Below are 19,916 nucleotides of genomic sequence, written 5' to 3' on the forward strand. Positions count from 1 at the left end.
CCTTTTTCGGATAATCATGTGTTATGTTATTACATTAAGTGAGCCCATCATGAAGAAGCTTCCTGTCACCGTTCTCTCCGGTTTCCTTGGCGCCGGTAAAACGACGCTGCTCAACCACGTGCTTGCCAATCGCGACGGTCTGCGTGTCGCTGTCATCGTCAACGACATGAGCGAGGTCAACATCGACGCGGCCCTTGTGCGCGGTGGTGATGCTGCCCTCTCCCGCACCCAGGAACAGTTGGTGGAGATGAGCAATGGCTGCATCTGTTGCACGCTGCGCGATGACCTTCTGAATGAAGTGCGCGGGCTCGCCGAGCAGGGACGCTTCGACTACCTGCTGATCGAGGCAACCGGCATTGCCGAGCCGCTGCCGATCGCCACGACCTTTGATTTTCGCGACGAGGAGGGCCGCAGCCTGTCCGACATCGCGCAACTCGATACGATGGTGACGGTTGTCGACGCGGCCAATCTGATCGGCGACTATTCGTCGAGCGATTTTCTGGCTGATCGTGGCGAGACGGCCGGCGAAGGGGATAACCGGACGCTTGTCGATCTGCTTGTCGAGCAGATCGAATTCGCGGACGTCATCATTCTCAACAAGGTTGGGACGGCAACGCCGGATCAGCTCGATGCGGCGCGCAAGATCATTGCCGGCCTGAATGCCGATGCCCGCGTCATTGAAACGGATTTCGCCAAGGTCGCGGCACAGGACATTCTCGGGACAGGTCTCTTCGACTTCGCCAAGGCAGAGACCCATCCGCTGTGGTTCAAGGAACTGCATGGCTTCCGCGACCATGTTCCGGAAACCGAGGAATACGGGATCCGCTCTTTCGTCTACCGCGCCCGAGCGCCCTTCGATCCCAGCCGTTTCAGAACCTTCCTCGATCGTTCCTGGCCGGGTGTGATCCGGGCCAAGGGCTTCTTCTGGCTGGCGACCCGCCCGCATCATGTGGGGGAATTGAGCCAAGCCGGACCGCTGGTCCGGACCACCAAGATGGGGCTCTGGTGGGCTTCGGTGCCGAAGTCGCGCTGGCCCGACGACCAGGGCTTTCTGAACGCTATGGCACCCTATCTCGACAAGGAATGGGGAGACCGGCGGCAGGAAATCGTCTTCATTGGTGCCGACCCGATGAACCAGAAGACGATCGAGGCCGAGCAGGATGCCTGCCTGGTGCCTGCCAAGGCCTTCACGCCCTCGGCCTGGGAGGCACTGCCCGATCCCTTCGCCCGTTGGGCCTGAGGATCACAGGCGCCCTCTCTTTTCGAGAAGCGACAGAACCACGACCGCGCCGGTTTCGCCGGCCGACCGTTCCGTCGACAGGCGCTGCCAGACATCGTCGTAGCCCGACAGCATCGTCGCGCGCTGCGGTGTCTCGGTTGAGAGCCGCTCGGCCCAACGCACCAGGCTTGCGGGGCGCAGGACATCGTTGAAATATTCCGGAACCACCGCGTAATCGGCAATCAGGTTCGGCAGTGCACCGGTCCAGATCTTGATCCGGTGGCTCAGCATGCGGATGATCCAGTCGCCTCTGTAGGTCGAGACGACAGGGACATGGGCGAGTGCCAGTTCCAGGATCACGGTTCCGGAAGCGGCGATGGCGGCGTCAGCCTCTTCGAAGGCGCGCCACTTCGCCTCATCCCCCAGCACGATCTCCGGTCGCAGCGCCCAACCTGCGGTGATCTCCCGAACACGTGCCTCCTGGCGCGGTACGGTCGGCAGGACAAAGCGCGTGTCGCCGTTGCGGGCGACGAACTCCTCCATCGCCTGCCCGAAGATGGGCAAAAGCTGGGTAATCTCGCCCCCGCGTGACCCTGGAAGCAGGAGGATGGTTCGCCTCTCGCCGACTGGCCTCGTGCCGCTTGCCTTGCGCGCCTGGCGGACGCGGCGGATATCCGGATGACTTGCAAGGCGGTGCCCGACAAAGTGCGTCCCGGGTCCACCGAGCCGCTGCATTACGGCGGGCTCGAACGGCAGCACGGCCAGCACGGCATCGACATAGTCGAGCATGGCCTTGGCGCGGTATTCCTTCCAGGCCCAGACGCTGGGGCAGACATAATTCACGACCGGCAGATCAGGCAGTTTGCGCCTGACCTTCCTGGCCACCCGATGGGTGAAATCGGGGCTGTCGACGATCAGGAGCAGATCCGGCCTTGCCTTGACGATCTCGTCTGCGGTCCAGGAGATCAGCTTGATCAGCCTGGGCAGTTTCGACAGGACCTGCGTGATCCCCATGATCGAAAGCTCGGAGAAGTCGAAGAGTGACTTCAAGCCCTGAGCCTCCAGCGCCTCGCCGCCAACGCCGATGAGTTCGACGGGGCCTGAGTGCATCGTCCTCAAATGCGCGATCAGATCGGCACCCAGAAGATCTCCGGAAACTTCGCCGGCGATCACGGCAATCTTCAACGGTCTGTCGCTCATCAATCTCGCTCCTTGCCGGTGCGGTCAATGCCAACCACGAAAATGCCGGCTGCATCAGCCGCGACGATCACGGCCTCGCGTTCCACCACAAGCGCGCGCCCAGCCTCGACGGCAATACCGGCGAGGCCCGCAGCCTTGGCGTTTTCGACCGTCGACACACCGATCGTCGGAAGGTCGGCGCGCAAATCCTGCTGCGGCTTGCAGAGCTTCACCAGAACACCCTTGCGACGCTGAGAGATGCGCCCCTCGCCCCTGAGTTCCCTGACCCGGGCCAGCATGGCATCGGTCCCCTCGACGCCTTCCAGCGCCACGATGCGGCCACCGACCGCGACGGACCCCTGCCCCACATCGAGCCTGCCGAGCGCCTCGGCGGCTTCAGCGGCGCGGTCTATATCCTTGAGATCATCGGCTGTCGGCGTGACCGCGCCAATCGGACCTACCGTCGCGAGCAAGCCTGGCAGGATTTCATGGGCACCGAGAACCTCGCAGCCCTGGGCCTCGATCAGTGAAATCACCATGCGAAGCACAGCGTCGTCACCGCCGGCCAGCAGCGTGCGGATCGCCATCGGCAGCTTCAGAATCGACTTCCAGTTGACCCGGATATCAGCGAAAGCAGGCCGGCGCTTGACGGCACCCGACATGACAACCCTGCGAATATCATGCTGCCGAAACAGGGCCGACAGGCCTGCCATGTCGCCCACGCCGATCACGGCAGTGTCGAAACCCTGCCAGATGTCGTCGGCCTCGTTCTTCAGGCGAACCACGAAGGGGTCCTCGCCGGCTTTCCGGGCGGCTTCAGCAAGGAAAAGCGGCAGTTTTCCGCTGCCGGCGATGATCGCGAGGCGACCTTTCCGCGGCAGGCCGTCAGTGCGAGCGGCCGCCGTCATGGATCAGTTCTTGCCGCGATTGGGCGACGACAGCGCCCGATCGCTCTCAGCGGCGATGAAATCCAGGATTTCGATGACTGGCGGGCAGTCGAGATATTCGTCACGGATCGCGGCCGCATTGGTGCGGGCAGAGCCCTCGCTCTCGAAGATCTGCTTGAAGGCGCGGCGGACCTGGTGGATCACAGCGCGCTCGATGCCGGCGCGGGTCATACCGACCACGTTCAGACCGCCGAGGATGCCGGGATTGCCGTTCAACATGCCGTAAGGGATGACATCGTAGCTAACTGCCGACAGGCCGCCAATGAAGGCATGGCGACCGATGCGCGTAAACTGATGTACGGCACAGCCGCCGCTCAGGATCGCACGATCCTCGACACGGACATGGCCGGCGAGCATCACATTGTTCGACAGGATGATGTCGTTGCCGAGTATGCAGTCATGGGCAACATGCGAGTTCGCGAGAAACAGGCAGTTGTCGCCGACGCTCGTAATTCCACCGCCGCCGACGGTGCCGCTGTTCATCGTAACGCCTTCGCGCATGGTGCAGTTGGCACCCACAACAAGGCGCGAGTTTTCACCAGCTTCATGCAGGCTCTGCGACACGCCACCGATCACGGCCATAGGATGGATCGTCGTGCCGGCGCCGATTTCGGTAAAGCCCGTCACAACCGCGTTGGAGATCAGTTCGACCCCATCCTTCAATGTGACACGCGGGCCGACCCGACAAAACGGACCGATCTTCACATTCTCGCCGATCACCGCGCCGTCTTCGACCACGGCCATCGGATGGATGACGGCGCTTGCGGCGATCACACTCATTTCTGGTCCTTGCGCATGATCATCGCACCGATATCGGCTTCAGCGACCAGTGCGCCGTCGACCTTGGCGTCACAATGAAACTTCCAGATATTGCCACGCTGCTTCTGCTTCACGACATGAAATTCGACGCGATCGCCCGGAACCACCGGCTTGCGAAAACGGGCATTATCGATCGTCATGAAGTAGACGAGATTGCCGGCTTCGCCTTCCTTGCGCGCGCAGATCGCCCCGGCCGTCTGGGCCATGCCTTCGATCAGCAGAACGCCCGGCATGATCGGGCTTTCCGGGAAATGACCGGTAAAATGCGGCTCGTTTGCCGTGACATTCTTGATGCCGATGGCGGAGTTATCGCCGTCGATCTCGATGATCTTGTCCACCAGCAGGAAGGGATAGCGGTGGGGCAGAAGCTTCATGATCTCGAGGATATCAGCCGAACCCAATTCGCTCTTCGCGAGTTCAGTCATTGCTGGTTCCTTTTTCCTTGGCGCGACTGTCATAGCGGCTCAACGTGTCCGCCACTTCGCGCAGATAATCTCTCAAAGGTCGGGCCGGAACCCCACCATATTTCTCACCCGGCGGCACATCCGCCAGGACACCACTCTTGGCGGCGATCTGGGCACCGTCGCCAATCTTGATGTGACCGTTGATACCGGCGGCACCACCGATCATCACGCCGTCGCCGATGATCGTACTGCCGGCAATGCCGACCTGGCTGACGATACCACAATGGCGACCGATGCGGACGTTGTGTCCGACCTGCACAAGATTGTCGATCTTTGTACCCTCGCCGATCACCGTATCGTCCATGGTGCCGCGATCGATCGTGGTGTTGGCACCGATCTCGACATGATCCTGAATGATGACCCGTCCGATCTGCACGATCTTCAACATACCGCGCGGACCCGGGGCATAACCGAAACCATCCTGGCCGATCCTTGCACCGTTGTGAATGATGACATTGTTACCGACCAGGGCCACCTGGACCGTGGCGCCACCTGCGATCACGCAGTCGCGGCCAATCCGGACGCCCGGACCGATCACCGCACCCGGACCGATCCGGGTGCCGCTGCCGATCTCGACATCTGCGCCAATCACTGCCATCGCCTCGATCTCAACGCCGTCCTCGAGACGTGCCGTCGAATCGACATAGGCCGCCGGCGAAATCCTGGCGGGCTCGGACGTCATCAAGGGCGGCTTCAGGCCCTGAGGATAAAGCAAGGCGCCAGCCATGGCGAAGGCCGTGTGAGCGCTCTTGGCAAGCAAGACCGGGATATGCGGCGGAATGAGCGAAACAAGCGGTTTTTCGCAGAAGATTGCCGATGCCTGGCAAGTTGCCAGTTCTTCCTTGTTGCGACGGGACAGGATGTAGCAGACATCCCCGTCCTTCGCCCGAGACACCGGAGAAACGGATCGAACGATCCGCTCCCCCTGGCTCGGGTCCTGCAATTCCGCCCCCGTCTGGACTGCAAGCGCAGCCAGTGTCACCCCGGCATGGGGCGGAAAGAAATGATTATGTTCCATCAGCAAACGCTCCAGAACGTCAACCTGTCAGCAGTTCTGGACCGCCAGTCTTAGAACTGGTTCGCCATGCTGAAGCGGAATTCCTGCGTCTTGTCGAAGCTTTCCTTGGCGACCGGGACCGCGTAGTCGACGCGAAGAGCGCCGAACGGCGAGTTCCAGATCACACCGGCGCCCACGGAAGCGCGGAGCGACATGTCGGTGCCGATCACCCCACCCTGGTTGCGCAGGTCGCTGCCGTAGAGTGTGCCAGCATCTGCGAACACGGCACCACGGAAACCGAGATCCTCCGGTACTGCGGGAAGCGGGAAGGTCGCTTCAGCAGACGCCGTGAAGTAGGTCGTACCACCAAGCGCGTCGCCACTCAGACGCGGACCGATACCGCTGTTGTCAAAGCCGCGCACTTCCCTGCCGCCGATCTTGAACTGATCGAAAACATTGAGGTTGTCACCGAGAGCAACGACGTGGCCGGCAGAACCTGCCAACGAACCGACGATATCGAACTCGTCCGACAGCGTGTAGAACACACGAGCGCGAACGAAGGCCTTGTAGTATTCGGAGTCACCGCCCAAGCCCGCATATTCATGCGTGAAGCTCGCGTAGATGCCCTCGTGCGGGTTCTGGCGGTCATCGACCGTGTTGTAGACCAAGGAATGGCCCAGAATGGACTGCTTCCAGGTGCTGCCTCTAATCGCGTCGATGTAGGGTTGAGCAACCCGGTCATCGCCGCCACCGGCCACGCCATTCGGACCGAAGGCGCCATTGTTGATGTAGTCGATTTCCTTGTAGGTGTAGCGAAGCGTCGTCGCCAGATCTTCGGTGATCGGAGCCGTCACGCGTACGGTCGCACCCTGCTCTTCATACTTGTAGTTCGAGTTGGCACTGGTCGTGCTCTTGAAGACGTCGAAACCAGCGGCCAGACGGTAGCCCAGGAAGTAGGGCTCCGTGAAGGAGAAGTTGTAGGTCTGGGTCTCGTCGAAGCCGCCACCGGCAGCGATACGGATGAACTGACCGCGACCGAGGAAGTTCTTCTCTTCGACGGACGCTTCGAGCACGACGCCACCGCCGCCGACGGAGTAGCCAGCACCGATGCCGAAGGAGCCCGTGGGCTGATCCTGGACATCAACGATAACCACGACGCGGTCCGGCGAACTACCAGCCTGGGTCGAAATGTTCACCGAGGAGAAGAAACCGAGCGCTTCAAGACGACGCTTGGCGCGCGAAATGGTCTCCTGGTTGAAGGCGTCGCCTTCGGAAATGTCGAACTCGCGACGGATGACATAGTCACGGGTGCGGGTGTTGCCACGCACCTCGATGCGCTCGACATAGGCACGCTCGCCCTGGTCGACCAGGTAAGTCACGCCAATCGTATTGGTTTCGAAGTTGCGATCGCCACGCGGAACGACGCGAGCAAAGGGATAACCGGCCGACGAAACACGACGGGAGATGGCTTCCATCGACTTCTGGATGTCGCGGGCGCTGTAGGTCTGCCCTTCGCGGGTTTCGAGAAGACCCTCAAGCTCCGCACCGTCAATGCCTTCGACGGTCGACTCAACCGAGACCGCGCCGAAGCGGTAACGCTGGCCTTCGTCGACGGTGATGTTGATCGTGTATTCGTTGCCAGCCTCGTTGAGGACGGCTTCAGACGAAATAACGCGGAAGTCTGCGTAACCGTGGTTGTAATAGAACTGGCGCAGCGCTTCTTCATCAGCGCGCAGCTTGTCCTCGTTGTAGACGTCCTTACGGGTCAGGAAGGACAGGATGCCCGATTCCTTCGTCTGCAGAACGGCGGCCAGTCGGCCATCGGAATAGGCATTGTTGCCAACGAAGTTGATCGAGGTGATCTTGGTGCGCTCGCCTTCGTTGATGACAAACGCCAGGTTCACACGACCTTCGGCAACCGGAACGACCTGGGTCGTCACTTCGACATCGGAGCGACCGATGGCGGAATAGGCTTCACGGATACGCTGAATGTCGGCGCTGATCAGGCTGTCGCTGTAAGGACCCTGAGCCCGGGTCTGCACAATTGCCTGCAGCTTGTCGTCCTTGATCTTGCGGTTCCCGTTGAAAACGACCTGGTTGATCAGCTGGTTTTCGACGACGGTCACCACCAAAGTCCCGCCGGAGACGGCGATCCGGACATCGGAGAAGAAGCCGGTCGCGTAGAGGCGCTTGACCGATTCATCGATGTCGGCATTGGAAAAGGTCCGACCCGGCTGGATCGACAGATTGGATCGCACAGCTTCCGGACCCACACGCTGAGCTCCGCGCACGTCGACGCGCTGAACCACTGCGGCTTCGGCAGCTGCTGCCGATGCGAGAACGGCAAGACCTGCGCCCGAAGACACGACACCAGCAGACAGCGCGACCGCCGATACTGCGTTCAAAAACTTTGAACCAGCCTTCATGTGTATACTTTACCTTCTTCCATTGCCCCGCAGTCGGCACCCGACTCCGGCCCGTGTGTGGTTTTAACGGGTTTTACCCTACAAGCAAGTGCGCGCGTTAATTTCTGTTTACTTCATTTGAACGCGTGACCCAATCGCCACTATCAATTTGAAACAGCGTAAACAAATGGTTTCCCGCCCAACAAGCTCCCGCCTTAGCCAATCAACCGGCTGATATCATTCCAGGTGGCGAAAACCATCAGAGACAGGATCATCGCCATACCGATGCGGAAGGCGATCTCCTGGGCACCCTGCCCCATCGGCCTCCCCCGCACTGCCTCAATCGCGTAGAGAACGAGATGGCCGCCGTCAAGCACCGGAACTGGGAACAAATTCAAAAGCCCCAGAGAAACGGAAAGAACCGCTGCCAGATTTAACAGAGCGATAACGCCAAGTGTCGCCATCTCCCCGGATGCCTGAACCACCCGCACCGGTCCACCCAGCTGGTCGGCATTCATGCGGCCGGCAATCATATTGCCAATATAATCGAAGGTGCCCGTGACGATATGTCCGGTCTGGCGCACGCCTTCCCAGACGGCCTCCAGCGGGGACAATTCCACGATCCGGAAATTGCCGGCCTGCTGATCCGTGATGATACCAATCTGCCCGACTTCCATCTCGTTGCCAAAGCGATCGGTCGTGATGGCGCGTTTTGGCACCAGTGCGAAGGCGATTTCCTCGCCGTCACGCCGGACAGTCACTTCCACCGGTATCTCTGGGCGCATGGTGATGTAGCGGACGACATCATCGAAAGTCTCGATCGTGCGGCCATCCAGCGCCAGCAGCACATCGCCGCGCTCGATGCCGGCAGCTTCCGCGGCACTTCCCGGCTTGATGTCAGCGACGACAGGGTCGGAGACCGGCTTTCCCATCGTGGCGAACATGCCGGCGAAGATGACGATCGCAAGGAGGAAATTGGCGAGCGGTCCGGCAGCGACTGTCACGGCGCGCTTCCACAGCTTGGCGCCGTTCAAGGTCTGTGCACGCTCCTCCTCGGTCAGTTCCTCGGCCAGGGAACCATCGGGCCGACTTGCGACATCGGCATCTCCGAAAAACCGAACATAGCCGCCCAGCGGGATCGCCGAGACTTTCCATCGCGTTCCGTGCTTATCGGTGAAGCCAAGGATCTCCGGACCGAATCCCACGGAGAATGCCAGGATGCGGATTCCCGACCAGCGCCCGGCCAGATAATGCCCCATCTCGTGCACGAAGACGAGCAAGGACAGGATCAGGATGTAGGGCAGAATATAGCCGAAGAGGAAGTTGAAGACTGAGCTGATGTGTTCCATCTGTCCGTTTCCTGATCTCGCCGAAGCGAAGATTGAAGCCGTCTCGTGACGGCGGGTGCCCTATCTCAAAGCCCGAAGAGAATCGCCCCCATCGACACCGGCGCGCCGGCACCTCCGGCAGTGGTGCCTATCGCCAAGAAGAACGCTGCAAAACAGGCAAATACAAGGCCATCCACCCGGTCCATGACGCCCCCATGTCCCGGAATGAGCCGGCTTGAATCCTTCACCCCGAAACGCCGCTTAATGAAGGATTCGAAGAGATCGCCGATCTGGCTGGAAACGGAGAGCGCGAAGGCCACGACCGCCACCCAGAGCCCGACATCCTGGAAATGCGCCATGGCGACCAGCAGCCCTCCCGTGACGCCGGCCAGCGTGCCACCAATCGCACCCGACCAGGTCTTGCCGGGCGAGATTTTGGGAGCAAGCTTCGGTCCGCCGATGGCGCGACCGACAAAATAGGCAAGGATGTCGGTGGACCAGACGATGATGAAGACGAAGAGCATAGCGATGAAGCCGAGCGAATCCTCGCCTCGAATCGCCGACAGCGAGATGGCGCTCAGGCCGGCATAGAACAGCCCGCCGGGCTGCCACCAACTGACACGGCCCAACAAGGCGGGAATTGAAGTCGTGATCACGAGCCCGGCAAAAAGCGGCACCGTCAAATCCGCCTGACCGAACAACATGTTCAGGCAGATCAGGCCCATCGACAACCAGCCGAAAGCGTTTGCCCGCAGGCTCTGCTCGGCAAGGCGGGTCATCTTCGACCATTCATAGTAGACGAGCAAACCGATCGCAGCTGCGACCACACGGAAGGCGTTTCCCCCATACCATGTCGCGGTGAGGACCACCAAGATCATCACGATGGCAGAGACAATTCTGAGTTGGAGCTCTCGCGACATCGTAAGCGTCATGAGCCGACGGCCAAGGCTTTGGCCGACAAGCCGCCGAAACGCCGGTCGCGTGCGGCGTATCGTTCCAGTACAGAATCAAAGAGTGCGGGCGTGAAGTCCGGCCAGAAATCAGGCACGAACATCAGTTCAGCATAGGCGGCCTGCCACAGCAGAAAATTGGAGAGACGCTCCTCGCCGCTGGTCCGGATGACCAGGTCGGGATCGGGAATGCCAGCCGTGTCGAGGCGATCGTTGAGCGTCTGTGCGTCAATCTGGGACGGATCAAGCTTGCCCGCCTGCACCTCCGCCGCCAGTCTCGCTGCAGCACGGGCAATCTCGTCACGCGATCCGTAGTTGAAGGCGATGACCAGCGTCATGCCGGTATTGTTCACGGTGGTATCTTCCGCCTCCAAAAGAAGCGAGCGGATGTCATCGCGCAGGTTGACGCGATCGCCGATGATACGGATGCGCACGCCGGCCTGATGCAGATCGGCGAGGTCACGACGGATGAAGGCCTTCAGCAGACCGAACAGTTCATTGACCTCGGCCTCTGGCCGACGCCAGTTTTCCGACGAAAACGCAAACAGCGTCAGGAACCTGACCCCGGCATCGCCCGCTGCCTTGACGGTCTCCCGAACCGTTTCGACGCCCTTGCGGTGGCCGAAGGTCCGGGGCAGGCCCCGGGCGTTTGCCCAGCGGCCATTGCCATCCATGATGATCGCCACATGCTGCGGAACGATGCGATGTTGAACTGTCGACATGGGCGAGGATCCAAGCGAAATGGAGAGTACGGTGTCAGGCGACTCTGCCTTAAACCTGCATGATTTCCTTTTCCTTGTCCGCGAGCAAGCGGTCGACGTCGACAATCGTCTCATCGGTCATCTTCTGCACCTTGTCGGACAGAGAACGGCTATCGTCCTGGCTGATGGACCCGTCCTTCTCGGCCTTCTTGAGGCTGTCCATGCCGTCGCGGCGCACGTGGCGGATAGCCACCTTGGCCTTCTCCGCATAGTCATGCGCTACCTTGACAAGGGACTTGCGGCGCTCTTCGTTGAGCTCGGGCAGCGGGATGCGGAGGTTCTGGCCGTCGACGATCGGGTTGAGGCCCAGATTGGCTTCGCGGATGGCGCGGTCGACCGCATTGACCATCGACTTGTCCCAGATCGAGACGCCGAGCATGCGTGGCTCGGGAACGGTGACGTTGGCAACCTGGTTCAGCGGAACGCGCGAACCATAGGCTTCGACCACCACCGGATCGAGGACGTTGGCCGAAGCGCGGCCCGTACGCAGCGATGCGATATCGTTCTTGAATGCGTTGATAGCACCGTCCATGCGGCGCTTGATGTCGTTGAGATCAACCCCTGCGGTCATCATGGTTCTCCCATTGCTCTTCATTCGGCGGGACGAATTGCCCGCGCTTGCGTGTAATCAGTTGTCGGTAACGATCGTCATGCGGCCGGCGCCGGACAGGATCTCGCCGAAGCCGCCCTTCTCGTGAATCGAGAAGACGATGATCGGAATGCGGTTTTCACGGGCGAGCGCAACAGCGGCCACGTCCATGACGGCCAGTCCCTTCTGCAGGACTTCGTCGTGAGTCAGGCTGTCAAAGCGGGTGGCAGCCGGATCCTTCTTGGGATCGGCAGAATAGATGCCGTCGACCTGGGTGCCCTTGAAAATGGCTTCGGCACCGATTTCGGCCGCACGCAGCGCCGCAGCGGAATCAGTGGTGAAGAACGGGTTGCCGGTACCACCGGCAAAGATCACGACACGGCCCTGGGCCAGATGATGGAGTGCGGCGCGCTGCGAGAAGCTTTCGCAGATTTCCGGCATCGCGATGGCGGAGAGCACGACCGTGTCGATGTCGAGCTTGCGCAGCGAGGTCGCCAGCGCCAGAGCATTGATGACGGTCGCCAGCATGCCCATGTGGTCGCCGGTCACGCGGTCGCCGCCCTTGGAGGCCACGGCCACGCCGCGGAAGATGTTGCCGCCGCCGACCACAACACCCACTTCGACACCCATGCGCCGGGCCTCGGCGATGTCGCCGGCGATCCGGTCCGCCACTGCCACATCGATCCCAAATCCCTGGCTACCCATGAGGGCTTCGCCCGAAGCCTTGAGGAGGACGCGCTTGAACAATGGCTTGGCTGACATGAATGCTCCCGTGATCAATTCTGTGCCGGATACACGAAGGGCATCGCGTTGTCACGCGATGCCCGATGTTTTCCCTCGAAGAAGGGTAACTGAAATCAGCCCTTGGCGGCCGCTGCAACTTCGGCTGCGAAGTCGCTTTCTTCCTTCTCGATGCCTTCGCCGAGCAGCAGACGAGCCATGCCGGTGACTTCGATCGGAGCGCCGGCTTCCTTTTCGGCGGCCTTGATGGCGTCGCCGACGGTCTGATCCGGATTGATGACGAAAGCCTGCGAGAGAAGGGCGACTTCCTCGAAGAACTTACGCATGCGGCCTTCAACCATCTTTTCGATGATGGCGTCCGGCTTGCCCGAAGCGCGGGACTGCTCGATGAAGACGTTGCGCTCGCGCTCTGCAACAGCGGCGTCGACTTCTTCCGCACGGATGGCGAGCGGGTTGGTCGCGGCAATGTGCATGGCGACCTGACGGCCGATGGCAGCGAGAACGTCCTTGTTGCCGGTCGACTTCAGCGCAACGAGAACGCCGAGCTTGCCGAGGCCGTCAGCAACCGCGTTGTGAATGTAGGTGGCGACAACGCCATCTTCGACAGAGAGCTTGACGGCGCGGCGCAGCGTCATGTTCTCGCCGATATGGGCGATTGCGTCCTTGATGGTGTCGGTGACGGTCTTGCCGCTGGCCGGATAGGTGGCAGCGCCGATCGCTTCGACGGAACCGTCGGTGCCGATGGCAACCGAAGCCACGCCACGGACCAGGTCCTGGAAGGCGTCGTTGCGGGCAACGAAGTCGGTCTCGGAGTTGACTTCGACGACAACTGCTGCGGTGCCGGCGCCGTTGATGCCGATCAGGCCTTCAGCGGCCGTGCGGCCAGACTTCTTGTCGGCCTTGGCGATACCCTTGGCGCGCAGCCAGTCGATGGCGGCTTCGATGTCACCGTTGTTTTCGGTCAGAGCCTTCTTGCAATCCATCATGCCTGCGCCGGACTTCTCGCGCAGTTCTTTTACCAGTGCTGCAGTGATTTCAGCCATTGTGTGCCTCTTGTCTGTTCAGGCGGTCGATCCGTAACCTCAAGGCGACGGATGGCCGCTGTGTTGGGACGAAATGTACCCGGATGTATGACAACGTGATGAAGCAGGTCACCACGGAAACAATCGGCCGTCTTCGACGCCGTCACGCTTCAAGCGGTGGCATCCGGAAGAACGGAGGCCGCCCGTTGCTCTGAAGAGCGCACAGGCGGCCATTCCCTTGACGGGAAGTGCGGCGGAAACCCGCCGCGAACGCGATTACGCGTCGGCTTCGGTCTCAAGAGCCGGCTCGATCGGAGCTTCGGCAGAAGCGCCGATGTCACGACCGGAAGCGCCCTGCTGGCGAGCGATGCCGTCGATGGCAGCGCGCGAGATCAGGTCGCAGTAGAGAGCGATGGCGCGCGAGGCGTCGTCGTTACCCGGGATCGGATAGTCGATCAGGTCCGGATCGCAGTTCGAGTCGATGACAGCAACAACCGGGATGCCGAGGCGCTTGGCTTCGTCGATCGCGATCTTTTCCTTGTTGGTGTCGATGATGAACATCAGGTCCGGGGTGCCGCCCATGTCGCGGATACCGCCGAGAGCCTTTTCAAGCTTCTCGCGTTCGCGCTCGAGGTTCAGGCGCTCCTTCTTGGAGTAGCCGGACGCTTCCGAAGCCAGGATCTCGTCGAGCTTGCGCAGACGGGCGATCGAGTTCGAGATGGTCTTCCAGTTGGTCATCATGCCGCCGAGCCAGCGGGAGTTGACGTAGTACTGAGCAGAACGCTTGGCAGAATCAGCAATGATTTCCGAAGCCTGGCGCTTGGTGCCGACGAACAGGACGCGGCCGCCACGAGCGACGGTGTCGGACACGACCTGCAGGGCGCGCGACAGCATCGGGACGGTCTGAGCCAGGTCGATGATGTGGATGTTGTTACGATCGCCGAAGATGTACGGCTTCATCTTCGGGTTCCAGCGGTGAGTCTGGTGACCGAAGTGAACGCCAGCTTCCAGAAGCTGACGCATGCTAAAATCAGGCAATGCCATGCCTTTTTCTCCTTTTCCGGTTTAACCCCCGCGAGACAAACAGCAGGCCTTTCGGCCTGCCACCGGGCGGAAGCGGCAGGATTTCTCCCTGTCGATCCCAAGCCTCGCGTGTGGAATGACGCCGGCCATACAGGGGCGTTGGACAAAAATCAAGGGCGATTGCGCCGATTTCTCCAGCAGTCGTGCCGGTTTACGGGCAGCCGACGTCCGGCTTTCCAAGCACTTCCAGCTTGGTCAGCTTGCCAGCCAGAACGAAATCGCCGTAGTCCAGCGTCAGGTCACGGGTGACGCCATTCTCATAGAGCTTGAAGGACTGGCTGTAGATCGGCTCCTGATCGCCCTTGGTCTTCTCGTCGAAGTAAGCGATCGAAACCGGCCAGTAATCCTGTGTTCCAAGTGACGCCAATGCTCGAGCTTCCGGGTCTGTCGCGTTGGATTTCTGCGGGCCACCGACAATGGTTGTCGTCAGAAAGGTCTGATCGCCATCCTCGGAGCCATCGAAGATCCGCGATTCAAACACCCTGTCGCCCTTGCGGGCACGGGCAATCACTTCCAGCATGTGTTCGGCCGGAAAGCGGCTTTCTGCGAGTTCGACCGCCCGCTTGTCGGGACCGGTCAGCTCTATCTTCACCTTCCCATCCGCCTCCGAAGCCGCTCCGCTGACGTTCTTGTCGAGCTGATCGTCGGTGAAAGACTTGTTCTCGAAGCGGAAAGTGCCGGCAGCGACATTCTCGAAGGTCGTCGATCGCTGGTCAGTGACGCGCAACCCGTCGCCGACGTCGATCCGGGTCACGAATCGGAACTGAGTATTGAAGCCCTTGCAGGCCGAGCCACTGAACTCATAGACCATGCGACCACGCACGGACTCGATGCCGGAGCGATCGGAAGCTTCCTTGAGCACGACCTCGTAGACGGCGCGATGCGGCACCAGACCGACGGTGGCTGCGGATGCCACATTCCCCATGGCGACCACGGATGTCAGGGCCATCGTCGCGCCGATCGCCATTCGCAAAGGAAACATCGACACCCTCCTGTTGGACTCGTCGTTGATGTTATAAGAACACATCCGGCAAAAGCGAGACATGCTTTTCGTCGCCACAACTTTCTCAACTTTTATCAACAGACCGGGAAACGACCATGTCCGACACAATCGACGGCCGCCTTGCAGCGCTGGGCATCACCCTGCCGGAAGCCGCAGCCCCCGCCGCCAATTACGTGCCCTATGTGATCAGCGGAAACCTGCTCTTTCTCTCTGGCCAGCTGCCAATTGAAGGCGGAAAAGTGGCGGTGACCGGTCTCGTCGGCGGCGATGTGGCTCTCCCAGAGGCTCAACGGGCGGCCGAACTCTGCGCGATCAACATCCTGGCCCAGGCCAAGACCGCGCTCTCCGGCGACCTCACCCGGATTACCCGGGTGGTCAAGCTCAACGGTTTCGTCGCGTCCGCGCCCGGTTTCGTCGAGCAGCATCTCGTCATCAACGGCGCCTCCAACCTGATTGCCAGTGTGCTGGGTGAAGCCGGCAAGCATGCACGCGCTGCCGTCGGCATGGCCTCGCTGCCGCTGAACGCCGCCGTCGAGATCGATGCGATCCTGGAGATCTCCCTGTGAGCCACGTCGACTGGATCAAGGACCTGCCCGTTGCCCATCGCGGCTATCACGACATGAACCGCCAAATCTGGGAGAACACACTCTCGGCCTTCAGCCGGGCCATCGAGGCGGGTTTTGCCATCGAATGCGATATCCAGCTGTCCTCCGACAGCGTGCCGATGGTCTTTCACGACCATGATCTGCAACGGCTCTGCGGCATCGCCGGTGAAGTGCGCGAGCGCACAGCCGGCGAGTTGCGGATGCTCTCGATCGGCGGCACGTCGGACAAGATCCCGACGCTTCGCCAGATGCTCGATCTCGTCAAGGGCCAGGTCCCGCTCGTGATCGAGCTCAAGGGCATTGATGCGGAGCAGGATGACGGCTTCGTCGAAGCGGTCCTCGAAGTGCTCGAAGGCTATGAGGGCAAGGTCGCGCTGATGAGCTTCGACTATCACCTGCTGCGCGCGCTCAAAGTTGCCGAATGCCCCTGGCCGGTCGGCCTTACCGCTGAAGGCGTCAAGCCCGAGGTGCTGGACGTGCACCAGGAAGCCATGGATCTCGGCCTCGACTTCACATCCTACTGTGTCGTCCACCTGCCAAATCCGTTCGTCACCGGCCTGCGTGAAAAGGGCACACCCGTGATTACCTGGACGGTCAGGGATGAAATTGCGCGGGCACAGACCTATAAATATGCAGACCAGATGACATTCGAAGGCTTCGACCCGCGCCAGTCGCCGGCGATCGCCTGACGGGAGATCCATGGCAGACGAGGTGACGATCCGCGTAGTCCGCTCCTTCAAGGAGATCCCTTCGACGGAATGGGGAGAGCTCACGGGAGCATCCAGCTCGGCCCCCGGCTACAACCCCTTCACCTCTTATGCCTTTCTCTCGTCGGTCGAGGAGTCGGGCTCGGCGACCGCCGAGACCGGCTGGATCGGCCACCATCTGCTGCTCGAAGAGGAAGGGCGCCTGATCGGCGCCATTCCCTGCTATCTGAAGAGCCACAGCCAGGGCGAATATGTCTTCGACCATGGCTGGGCCGATGCCTTCCACCGGGCTGGCGGACGCTATTATCCGAAGCTCCAGGCCACCATTCCCTTCACGCCGGCCACCGGGCCACGGCTGCTTGTGCGTCACGGCGAGGACGTTGCGCGGGTGCAGGGCCTGCTCGCGCAGGGTCTGCAGCAGGTCGCGCGCGAACTCGGCACGTCTTCGGCCCATGTGACCTTCCTTCTGCAAGGTGAGCTCCCTGCCCTTACGGACGCTGGCTTTCTGCATAGAACCGACCAGCAATTCCATTTCATCAACCGTGGATATGCCAATCACGAAGCGTTTCTGGCGGAACTCTCCTCGTCAAAGCGGAAGAACCTGCGAAAGGAACGGCGGAATGCGCTGGAAAACGGCCTCTCCATCGACTGGCTGACTGGCAGCGACCTGACGGAAGAGATCTGGGACCAGTTCTTCCGCTTCTACATCGACACCGGCAGCCGCAAATGGGGCCGCCCCTATCTGACCCGGCAGTTCTACTCGCTGGTCGGCGAACGCATGGCGGATGACATTCTCCTCGTCATGGCCAAGCGAAACGGTCGTTATGTCGCCGGCGCCATCAACTTCGTCGGTGCGGATGCGCTTTACGGCCGACACTGGGGCTGCATCGAGGACCACCCGTTCCTGCATTTCGAGGTCTGCTATCATCAGGCGATCGATTTTGCGCTTCACAAGGGCCTCGCCCGTGTCGAAGCGGGCGCGCAGGGAGAGCACAAGCTGGCGCGCGGATATGAGCCCGTCACCACCCATTCGGCTCATTACCTCACCCATCCAGGCCTTCGCCGAGCGGTGGCCGACTATCTCGAGCACGAGCGACGTGAAGTTGCACATATGGGAGAGCTTCTCGGTGAGCATACCCCATTCCGCAAGGGCGAGCGTCAGCCACGCGAAGGCGAAGAATTCGACGGTTGAGAGTGGCGCGGCGGACTTGAAGACCGCCCATCCATGCCGTTAAGTGGCGCGACAATCGAGGAGACGACCATGACCGCCTATGACCGCGACAACATCTTTGCCAAGATCCTTGCCGGCACCATTCCCTCGGTGAAGCTCTACGAGGACGAAGACACGCTCGCCTTCATGGACGTCATGCCGCAGGCGCCGGGCCATCTTCTGGTTATCCCGAAGGCCGGTTCGCGCAATCTGCTCGATGCAGATCCGGCGGTCCTCGCCAAGCTCCTTCCGGTTGTCCAGAAGCTCGCCAATGCCGCGAAGGAGGCCTTCGAGGCCGACGGTGTCTACATCGCACAGTTCAACGAGCCGGCGGCCGGCCAGACGGTCTTTCACCTGCATTTCCACGTCATTCCACGGCACGACGGACTGCCGCTCAAGCCGCATGCGGGCGGAATGGCGGATGTCGAGCTGTTGAAGGCGCAGGCGGAGAAGATCAGGGCAGCACTCTGAGGAGTGCGCTCGCCTCGCGGAGGCTTAGCCGGCAAGGCCGCCTATGACCGCGATCGCCGCGACCGCAATCAGGGCAACGGCCATGATGGGGAACGACCCCGTGGCACTCCAGCCACCATGCCGGAACTCGGCCTTTCGCAATTTCTCGGGCAAGACCCTGAAACGGGGCGGATCCCCGTGTTTCAGCTTTCGGAAGCGTACCACCTTAGACATTTCGCTTTCCTCCTGTTGATCGAAAAATCGATCTGGGGAGGCAAATGTGGCAATACCACCCTCCTCGCGCGTCTTTGAACGGCGCGGCGTCAGAGCCAGAGCAGGCCGGCGCCGAGGATCGCAAGCGGTACCACGACACCAACGATGACCCGCTGGCCGGCCAGGAGGAAAACTGCGAAGCCGACCCCGGCGGCGGCAAGCCTTAGCCACAGGGGCGATGCCTCGAGCGTACCAGTCGGGAACACGACGAGCTTGGCAGTGACGGCCATCACCAGTGCTGTCGCAACCGCCCTCACCCAGTTCAGCGCCTCAGATCCCTCCTGAAGGCGATTGCCGGCCAGAACGCCAAACCAGCGCCACATGTCGGTCGCCAGCCAGCCGGCAACGATGATGACGATATAGGGCCAGTAATCCTGCATCAGACCACCTCCTCGGGCTGCGGCTTCACCGTCTGTTCCTCGGGAGCCACGGAGGTCTCCCCACGACGGATGACGTATCGATCAAAGAGATAAGCAAGCGTGCCGCCGCCGAGACCGGCGATCAGGATATCGAAGCCCGGGACGAGCACGGCCAGCAGCGGACCGGCAACAACGCCGACAACAAATGCCACCTTGACCACCGTCTGCCGGCCCGTCGCCCAGATCGAGGCAGTGAAATAGACGGGCGTGAGGAAGAAGAGAAGTCCGGCAACGATCGGCGGGAACTCTGCGACCAATCCGTAGCAGATGCCGACGAGGACGGTGTTGATCGTCACCAGCGTGATCCCGAAGCCCGCAAAATAGGCCACGCGCCCCTCCCTCGGCACATCCTTGAAACTGCCCATGGCGAAGACCCAGGCGGTGATTGCAACGAAATGTGACAGGAAGAGCAGAAGCCAGGTCGGTGTGCGCTCGGTTCGCATTTCCGGAACCAGCGAAGCGACCATCGGCATCAGCCGGATCGACGAAAGGGAGACCGCGAGAAATATGGCCAGCAGGTTTGCGCCGCTGGTCATGGTGCCGATCAGGATCATCTTGGCGGGCAAGGCCCAGACCGAAGCGGTCATGAACATGGCCTCGGTGCGGCTGACGCCCGATTCGAGCGCAAAGGCAGAGAAACCAACGAATGAAATCATCAGGATGATTGCGGGAAGGCTGAAAAGACCCCGCATACCGGTGAAAAACCACCGCGCCTGAGAAAGTTCGGGGGAAGCCGAAGACATCT

The 19,916-nt window shown here is 61.1% G+C and carries 22 protein-coding genes; 5 read left to right on the plus strand and 17 right to left on the minus strand.

The window, feature by feature from the left end; translation table 11 throughout:
* The first annotated feature begins 46 nt into the window (after window positions 1-46).
* Entirely contained in the window at window positions 47-1,240 is a 1,194-nt protein-coding gene (locus H6M51_RS12985; RefSeq protein ID WP_185810452.1) for a GTP-binding protein, read from the plus strand.
* Between the two features lie 3 nt (window positions 1,241-1,243).
* On the opposite strand, the gene lpxB is transcribed toward H6M51_RS12985, so the two are convergent.
* The 14 genes from lpxB to H6M51_RS13055 all read right to left on the minus strand — a co-directional run bounded on the left by lpxB (window position 1,244) and on the right by H6M51_RS13055 (window position 15,486).
* Complete coding sequence (lpxB, locus tag H6M51_RS12990) at window positions 1,244-2,419, minus strand: lipid-A-disaccharide synthase (protein WP_185810259.1); 1,176 nt, start codon at window positions 2,417-2,419, stop codon at window positions 1,244-1,246.
* Complete coding sequence (locus H6M51_RS12995) at window positions 2,419-3,306, minus strand: LpxI family protein (protein ID WP_185810260.1); 888 nt, start codon at window positions 3,304-3,306, stop codon at window positions 2,419-2,421. The genes lpxB and H6M51_RS12995 overlap by 1 nt, the downstream gene beginning before the upstream one ends.
* Window positions 3,307-3,309: 3 nt before the next feature.
* Entirely contained in the window at window positions 3,310-4,125 is an 816-nt protein-coding gene (lpxA, locus tag H6M51_RS13000) for an acyl-ACP--UDP-N-acetylglucosamine O-acyltransferase (protein WP_185810261.1), read from the minus strand.
* A complete protein-coding gene (fabZ, locus tag H6M51_RS13005; RefSeq protein WP_185810262.1) occupies window positions 4,122-4,589 on the minus strand; it encodes a 3-hydroxyacyl-ACP dehydratase FabZ in 468 nt (155 codons plus the stop codon). The genes lpxA and fabZ overlap by 4 nt, the downstream gene beginning before the upstream one ends.
* A complete protein-coding gene (gene lpxD, locus H6M51_RS13010; protein WP_185810263.1) occupies window positions 4,582-5,646 on the minus strand; it encodes a UDP-3-O-(3-hydroxymyristoyl)glucosamine N-acyltransferase in 1,065 nt (354 codons plus the stop codon). The genes fabZ and lpxD overlap by 8 nt, the downstream gene beginning before the upstream one ends.
* Before the next feature lie 50 nt (window positions 5,647-5,696).
* A complete protein-coding gene (bamA, locus tag H6M51_RS13015; RefSeq protein WP_185810264.1) occupies window positions 5,697-8,051 on the minus strand; it encodes an outer membrane protein assembly factor BamA in 2,355 nt (784 codons plus the stop codon).
* Window positions 8,052-8,245: 194 nt separating this feature from the next.
* Window positions 8,246-9,379 carry an RIP metalloprotease RseP gene (rseP, locus tag H6M51_RS13020; protein WP_185810265.1) on the minus strand — a complete coding sequence of 378 codons (1,134 nt, stop codon included), beginning with the start codon at window positions 9,377-9,379 and terminating at the stop codon, window positions 8,246-8,248.
* Window positions 9,380-9,444: 65 nt separating this feature from the next.
* Entirely contained in the window at window positions 9,445-10,278 is an 834-nt protein-coding gene (locus tag H6M51_RS13025; RefSeq protein WP_185810266.1) for a phosphatidate cytidylyltransferase, read from the minus strand.
* A gap of 8 nt (window positions 10,279-10,286) precedes the next feature.
* The gene (locus H6M51_RS13030) at window positions 10,287-11,030 is read right to left on the minus strand and encodes an isoprenyl transferase (protein ID WP_185810267.1); all 744 of its coding nucleotides are present in this window, start codon (window positions 11,028-11,030) and stop codon (window positions 10,287-10,289) included.
* Between the two features lie 49 nt (window positions 11,031-11,079).
* Window positions 11,080-11,640, minus strand: a complete 561-nt coding sequence (gene frr / locus H6M51_RS13035; RefSeq protein ID WP_185810268.1) for a ribosome recycling factor — start codon at window positions 11,638-11,640, stop codon at window positions 11,080-11,082.
* Window positions 11,641-11,697: 57 nt separating this feature from the next.
* On the minus strand, window positions 11,698-12,420 hold the full coding sequence (gene pyrH, locus H6M51_RS13040; RefSeq protein ID WP_185810269.1) for a UMP kinase: 723 nt from the start codon (window positions 12,418-12,420) through the stop codon (window positions 11,698-11,700).
* 95 nt (window positions 12,421-12,515) lie between these two features.
* Entirely contained in the window at window positions 12,516-13,442 is a 927-nt protein-coding gene (gene tsf, locus H6M51_RS13045) for a translation elongation factor Ts (RefSeq protein ID WP_185810270.1), read from the minus strand.
* Between the two features lie 255 nt (window positions 13,443-13,697).
* Complete coding sequence (gene rpsB / locus H6M51_RS13050) at window positions 13,698-14,465, minus strand: 30S ribosomal protein S2 (protein WP_185810271.1); 768 nt, start codon at window positions 14,463-14,465, stop codon at window positions 13,698-13,700.
* A gap of 190 nt (window positions 14,466-14,655) precedes the next feature.
* Window positions 14,656-15,486, minus strand: coding sequence for a cell envelope integrity EipB family protein (locus tag H6M51_RS13055; protein ID WP_185810272.1), 831 nt, complete (start codon window positions 15,484-15,486; stop codon window positions 14,656-14,658).
* 116 nt (window positions 15,487-15,602) lie between these two features.
* Between H6M51_RS13055 and H6M51_RS13060 the strand changes: the two genes are divergently transcribed.
* The 4 genes from H6M51_RS13060 to H6M51_RS13075 all read left to right on the plus strand — a co-directional run bounded on the left by H6M51_RS13060 (window position 15,603) and on the right by H6M51_RS13075 (window position 18,500).
* Window positions 15,603-16,073 (plus strand): RidA family protein, encoded by a 471-nt coding sequence (locus H6M51_RS13060; RefSeq protein ID WP_185810273.1) that lies wholly within the window; start codon window positions 15,603-15,605, stop codon window positions 16,071-16,073.
* Complete coding sequence (locus tag H6M51_RS13065; protein WP_185810274.1) at window positions 16,070-16,801, plus strand: glycerophosphodiester phosphodiesterase; 732 nt, start codon at window positions 16,070-16,072, stop codon at window positions 16,799-16,801. Before H6M51_RS13060 ends, H6M51_RS13065 begins: the two co-directional genes overlap by 4 nt.
* Window positions 16,802-16,811: 10 nt before the next feature.
* On the plus strand, window positions 16,812-18,011 hold the full coding sequence (locus H6M51_RS13070; RefSeq protein WP_185810275.1) for a GNAT family N-acetyltransferase: 1,200 nt from the start codon (window positions 16,812-16,814) through the stop codon (window positions 18,009-18,011).
* Between the two features lie 69 nt (window positions 18,012-18,080).
* Window positions 18,081-18,500 carry an HIT family protein gene (locus tag H6M51_RS13075; protein ID WP_185810276.1) on the plus strand — a complete coding sequence of 140 codons (420 nt, stop codon included), beginning with the start codon at window positions 18,081-18,083 and terminating at the stop codon, window positions 18,498-18,500.
* Window positions 18,501-18,524: 24 nt separating this feature from the next.
* Here H6M51_RS13075 and H6M51_RS13080 read toward each other — a convergent pair whose 3' ends face one another.
* From H6M51_RS13080 to H6M51_RS13090, 3 genes are all read right to left on the minus strand, one after another.
* Window positions 18,525-18,713: a hypothetical protein gene (locus H6M51_RS13080; RefSeq protein ID WP_185810277.1), complete on the minus strand. Its 189-nt coding sequence runs from the start codon at window positions 18,711-18,713 to the stop codon at window positions 18,525-18,527.
* 89 nt (window positions 18,714-18,802) lie between these two features.
* Window positions 18,803-19,132 (minus strand): AzlD domain-containing protein, encoded by a 330-nt coding sequence (locus H6M51_RS13085; RefSeq protein ID WP_407073581.1) that lies wholly within the window; start codon window positions 19,130-19,132, stop codon window positions 18,803-18,805.
* Entirely contained in the window at window positions 19,132-19,914 is a 783-nt protein-coding gene (locus H6M51_RS13090) for an AzlC family ABC transporter permease (protein WP_185810278.1), read from the minus strand. The genes H6M51_RS13085 and H6M51_RS13090 overlap by 1 nt, the downstream gene beginning before the upstream one ends.
* Window positions 19,915-19,916 lie beyond the last annotated feature (2 nt).

The organism is Rhizobium sp. AQ_MP, from assembly GCF_014237835.1.
Taxonomy (GTDB): Bacteria; Pseudomonadota; Alphaproteobacteria; order Rhizobiales; family Rhizobiaceae; genus Allorhizobium.

Bases quoted from the DNA above. Each gene is read 5' to 3' on its own strand.
- rseP (WP_185810265.1), bottom strand. From the start codon at position 9,379: ATGGAACACATCAGCTCAGTCTTCAACTTCCTCTTCGGCTATATTCTG.
- lpxA (WP_185810261.1), bottom strand. From the start codon at position 4,125: ATGAGTGTGATCGCCGCAAGCGCCGTCATCCATCCGATGGCCGTGGTC.
- bamA (WP_185810264.1), bottom strand. From the start codon at position 8,051: ATGAAGGCTGGTTCAAAGTTTTTGAACGCAGTATCGGCGGTCGCGCTG.
- lpxD (WP_185810263.1), bottom strand. From the start codon at position 5,646: ATGGAACATAATCATTTCTTTCCGCCCCATGCCGGGGTGACACTGGCT.
- H6M51_RS13070 (WP_185810275.1), top strand. From the start codon at position 16,812: ATGGCAGACGAGGTGACGATCCGCGTAGTCCGCTCCTTCAAGGAGATC.
- H6M51_RS13085 (WP_407073581.1), bottom strand. From the start codon at position 19,132: ATGCAGGATTACTGGCCCTATATCGTCATCATCGTTGCCGGCTGGCTG.
- H6M51_RS12995 (WP_185810260.1), bottom strand. From the start codon at position 3,306: ATGACGGCGGCCGCTCGCACTGACGGCCTGCCGCGGAAAGGTCGCCTC.
- tsf (WP_185810270.1), bottom strand. From the start codon at position 13,442: ATGGCTGAAATCACTGCAGCACTGGTAAAAGAACTGCGCGAGAAGTCC.
- H6M51_RS13060 (WP_185810273.1), top strand. From the start codon at position 15,603: ATGTCCGACACAATCGACGGCCGCCTTGCAGCGCTGGGCATCACCCTG.
- H6M51_RS13030 (WP_185810267.1), bottom strand. From the start codon at position 11,030: ATGTCGACAGTTCAACATCGCATCGTTCCGCAGCATGTGGCGATCATC.
- pyrH (WP_185810269.1), bottom strand. From the start codon at position 12,420: ATGTCAGCCAAGCCATTGTTCAAGCGCGTCCTCCTCAAGGCTTCGGGC.
- fabZ (WP_185810262.1), bottom strand. From the start codon at position 4,589: ATGACTGAACTCGCGAAGAGCGAATTGGGTTCGGCTGATATCCTCGAG.
- H6M51_RS13090 (WP_185810278.1), bottom strand. From the start codon at position 19,914: ATGTCTTCGGCTTCCCCCGAACTTTCTCAGGCGCGGTGGTTTTTCACC.
- H6M51_RS13055 (WP_185810272.1), bottom strand. From the start codon at position 15,486: ATGTTTCCTTTGCGAATGGCGATCGGCGCGACGATGGCCCTGACATCC.
- rpsB (WP_185810271.1), bottom strand. From the start codon at position 14,465: ATGGCATTGCCTGATTTTAGCATGCGTCAGCTTCTGGAAGCTGGCGTT.
- H6M51_RS13080 (WP_185810277.1), bottom strand. From the start codon at position 18,713: ATGTCTAAGGTGGTACGCTTCCGAAAGCTGAAACACGGGGATCCGCCC.
- lpxB (WP_185810259.1), bottom strand. From the start codon at position 2,419: ATGAGCGACAGACCGTTGAAGATTGCCGTGATCGCCGGCGAAGTTTCC.
- H6M51_RS13075 (WP_185810276.1), top strand. From the start codon at position 18,081: ATGACCGCCTATGACCGCGACAACATCTTTGCCAAGATCCTTGCCGGC.
- H6M51_RS13025 (WP_185810266.1), bottom strand. From the start codon at position 10,278: ATGTCGCGAGAGCTCCAACTCAGAATTGTCTCTGCCATCGTGATGATC.
- frr (WP_185810268.1), bottom strand. From the start codon at position 11,640: ATGACCGCAGGGGTTGATCTCAACGACATCAAGCGCCGCATGGACGGT.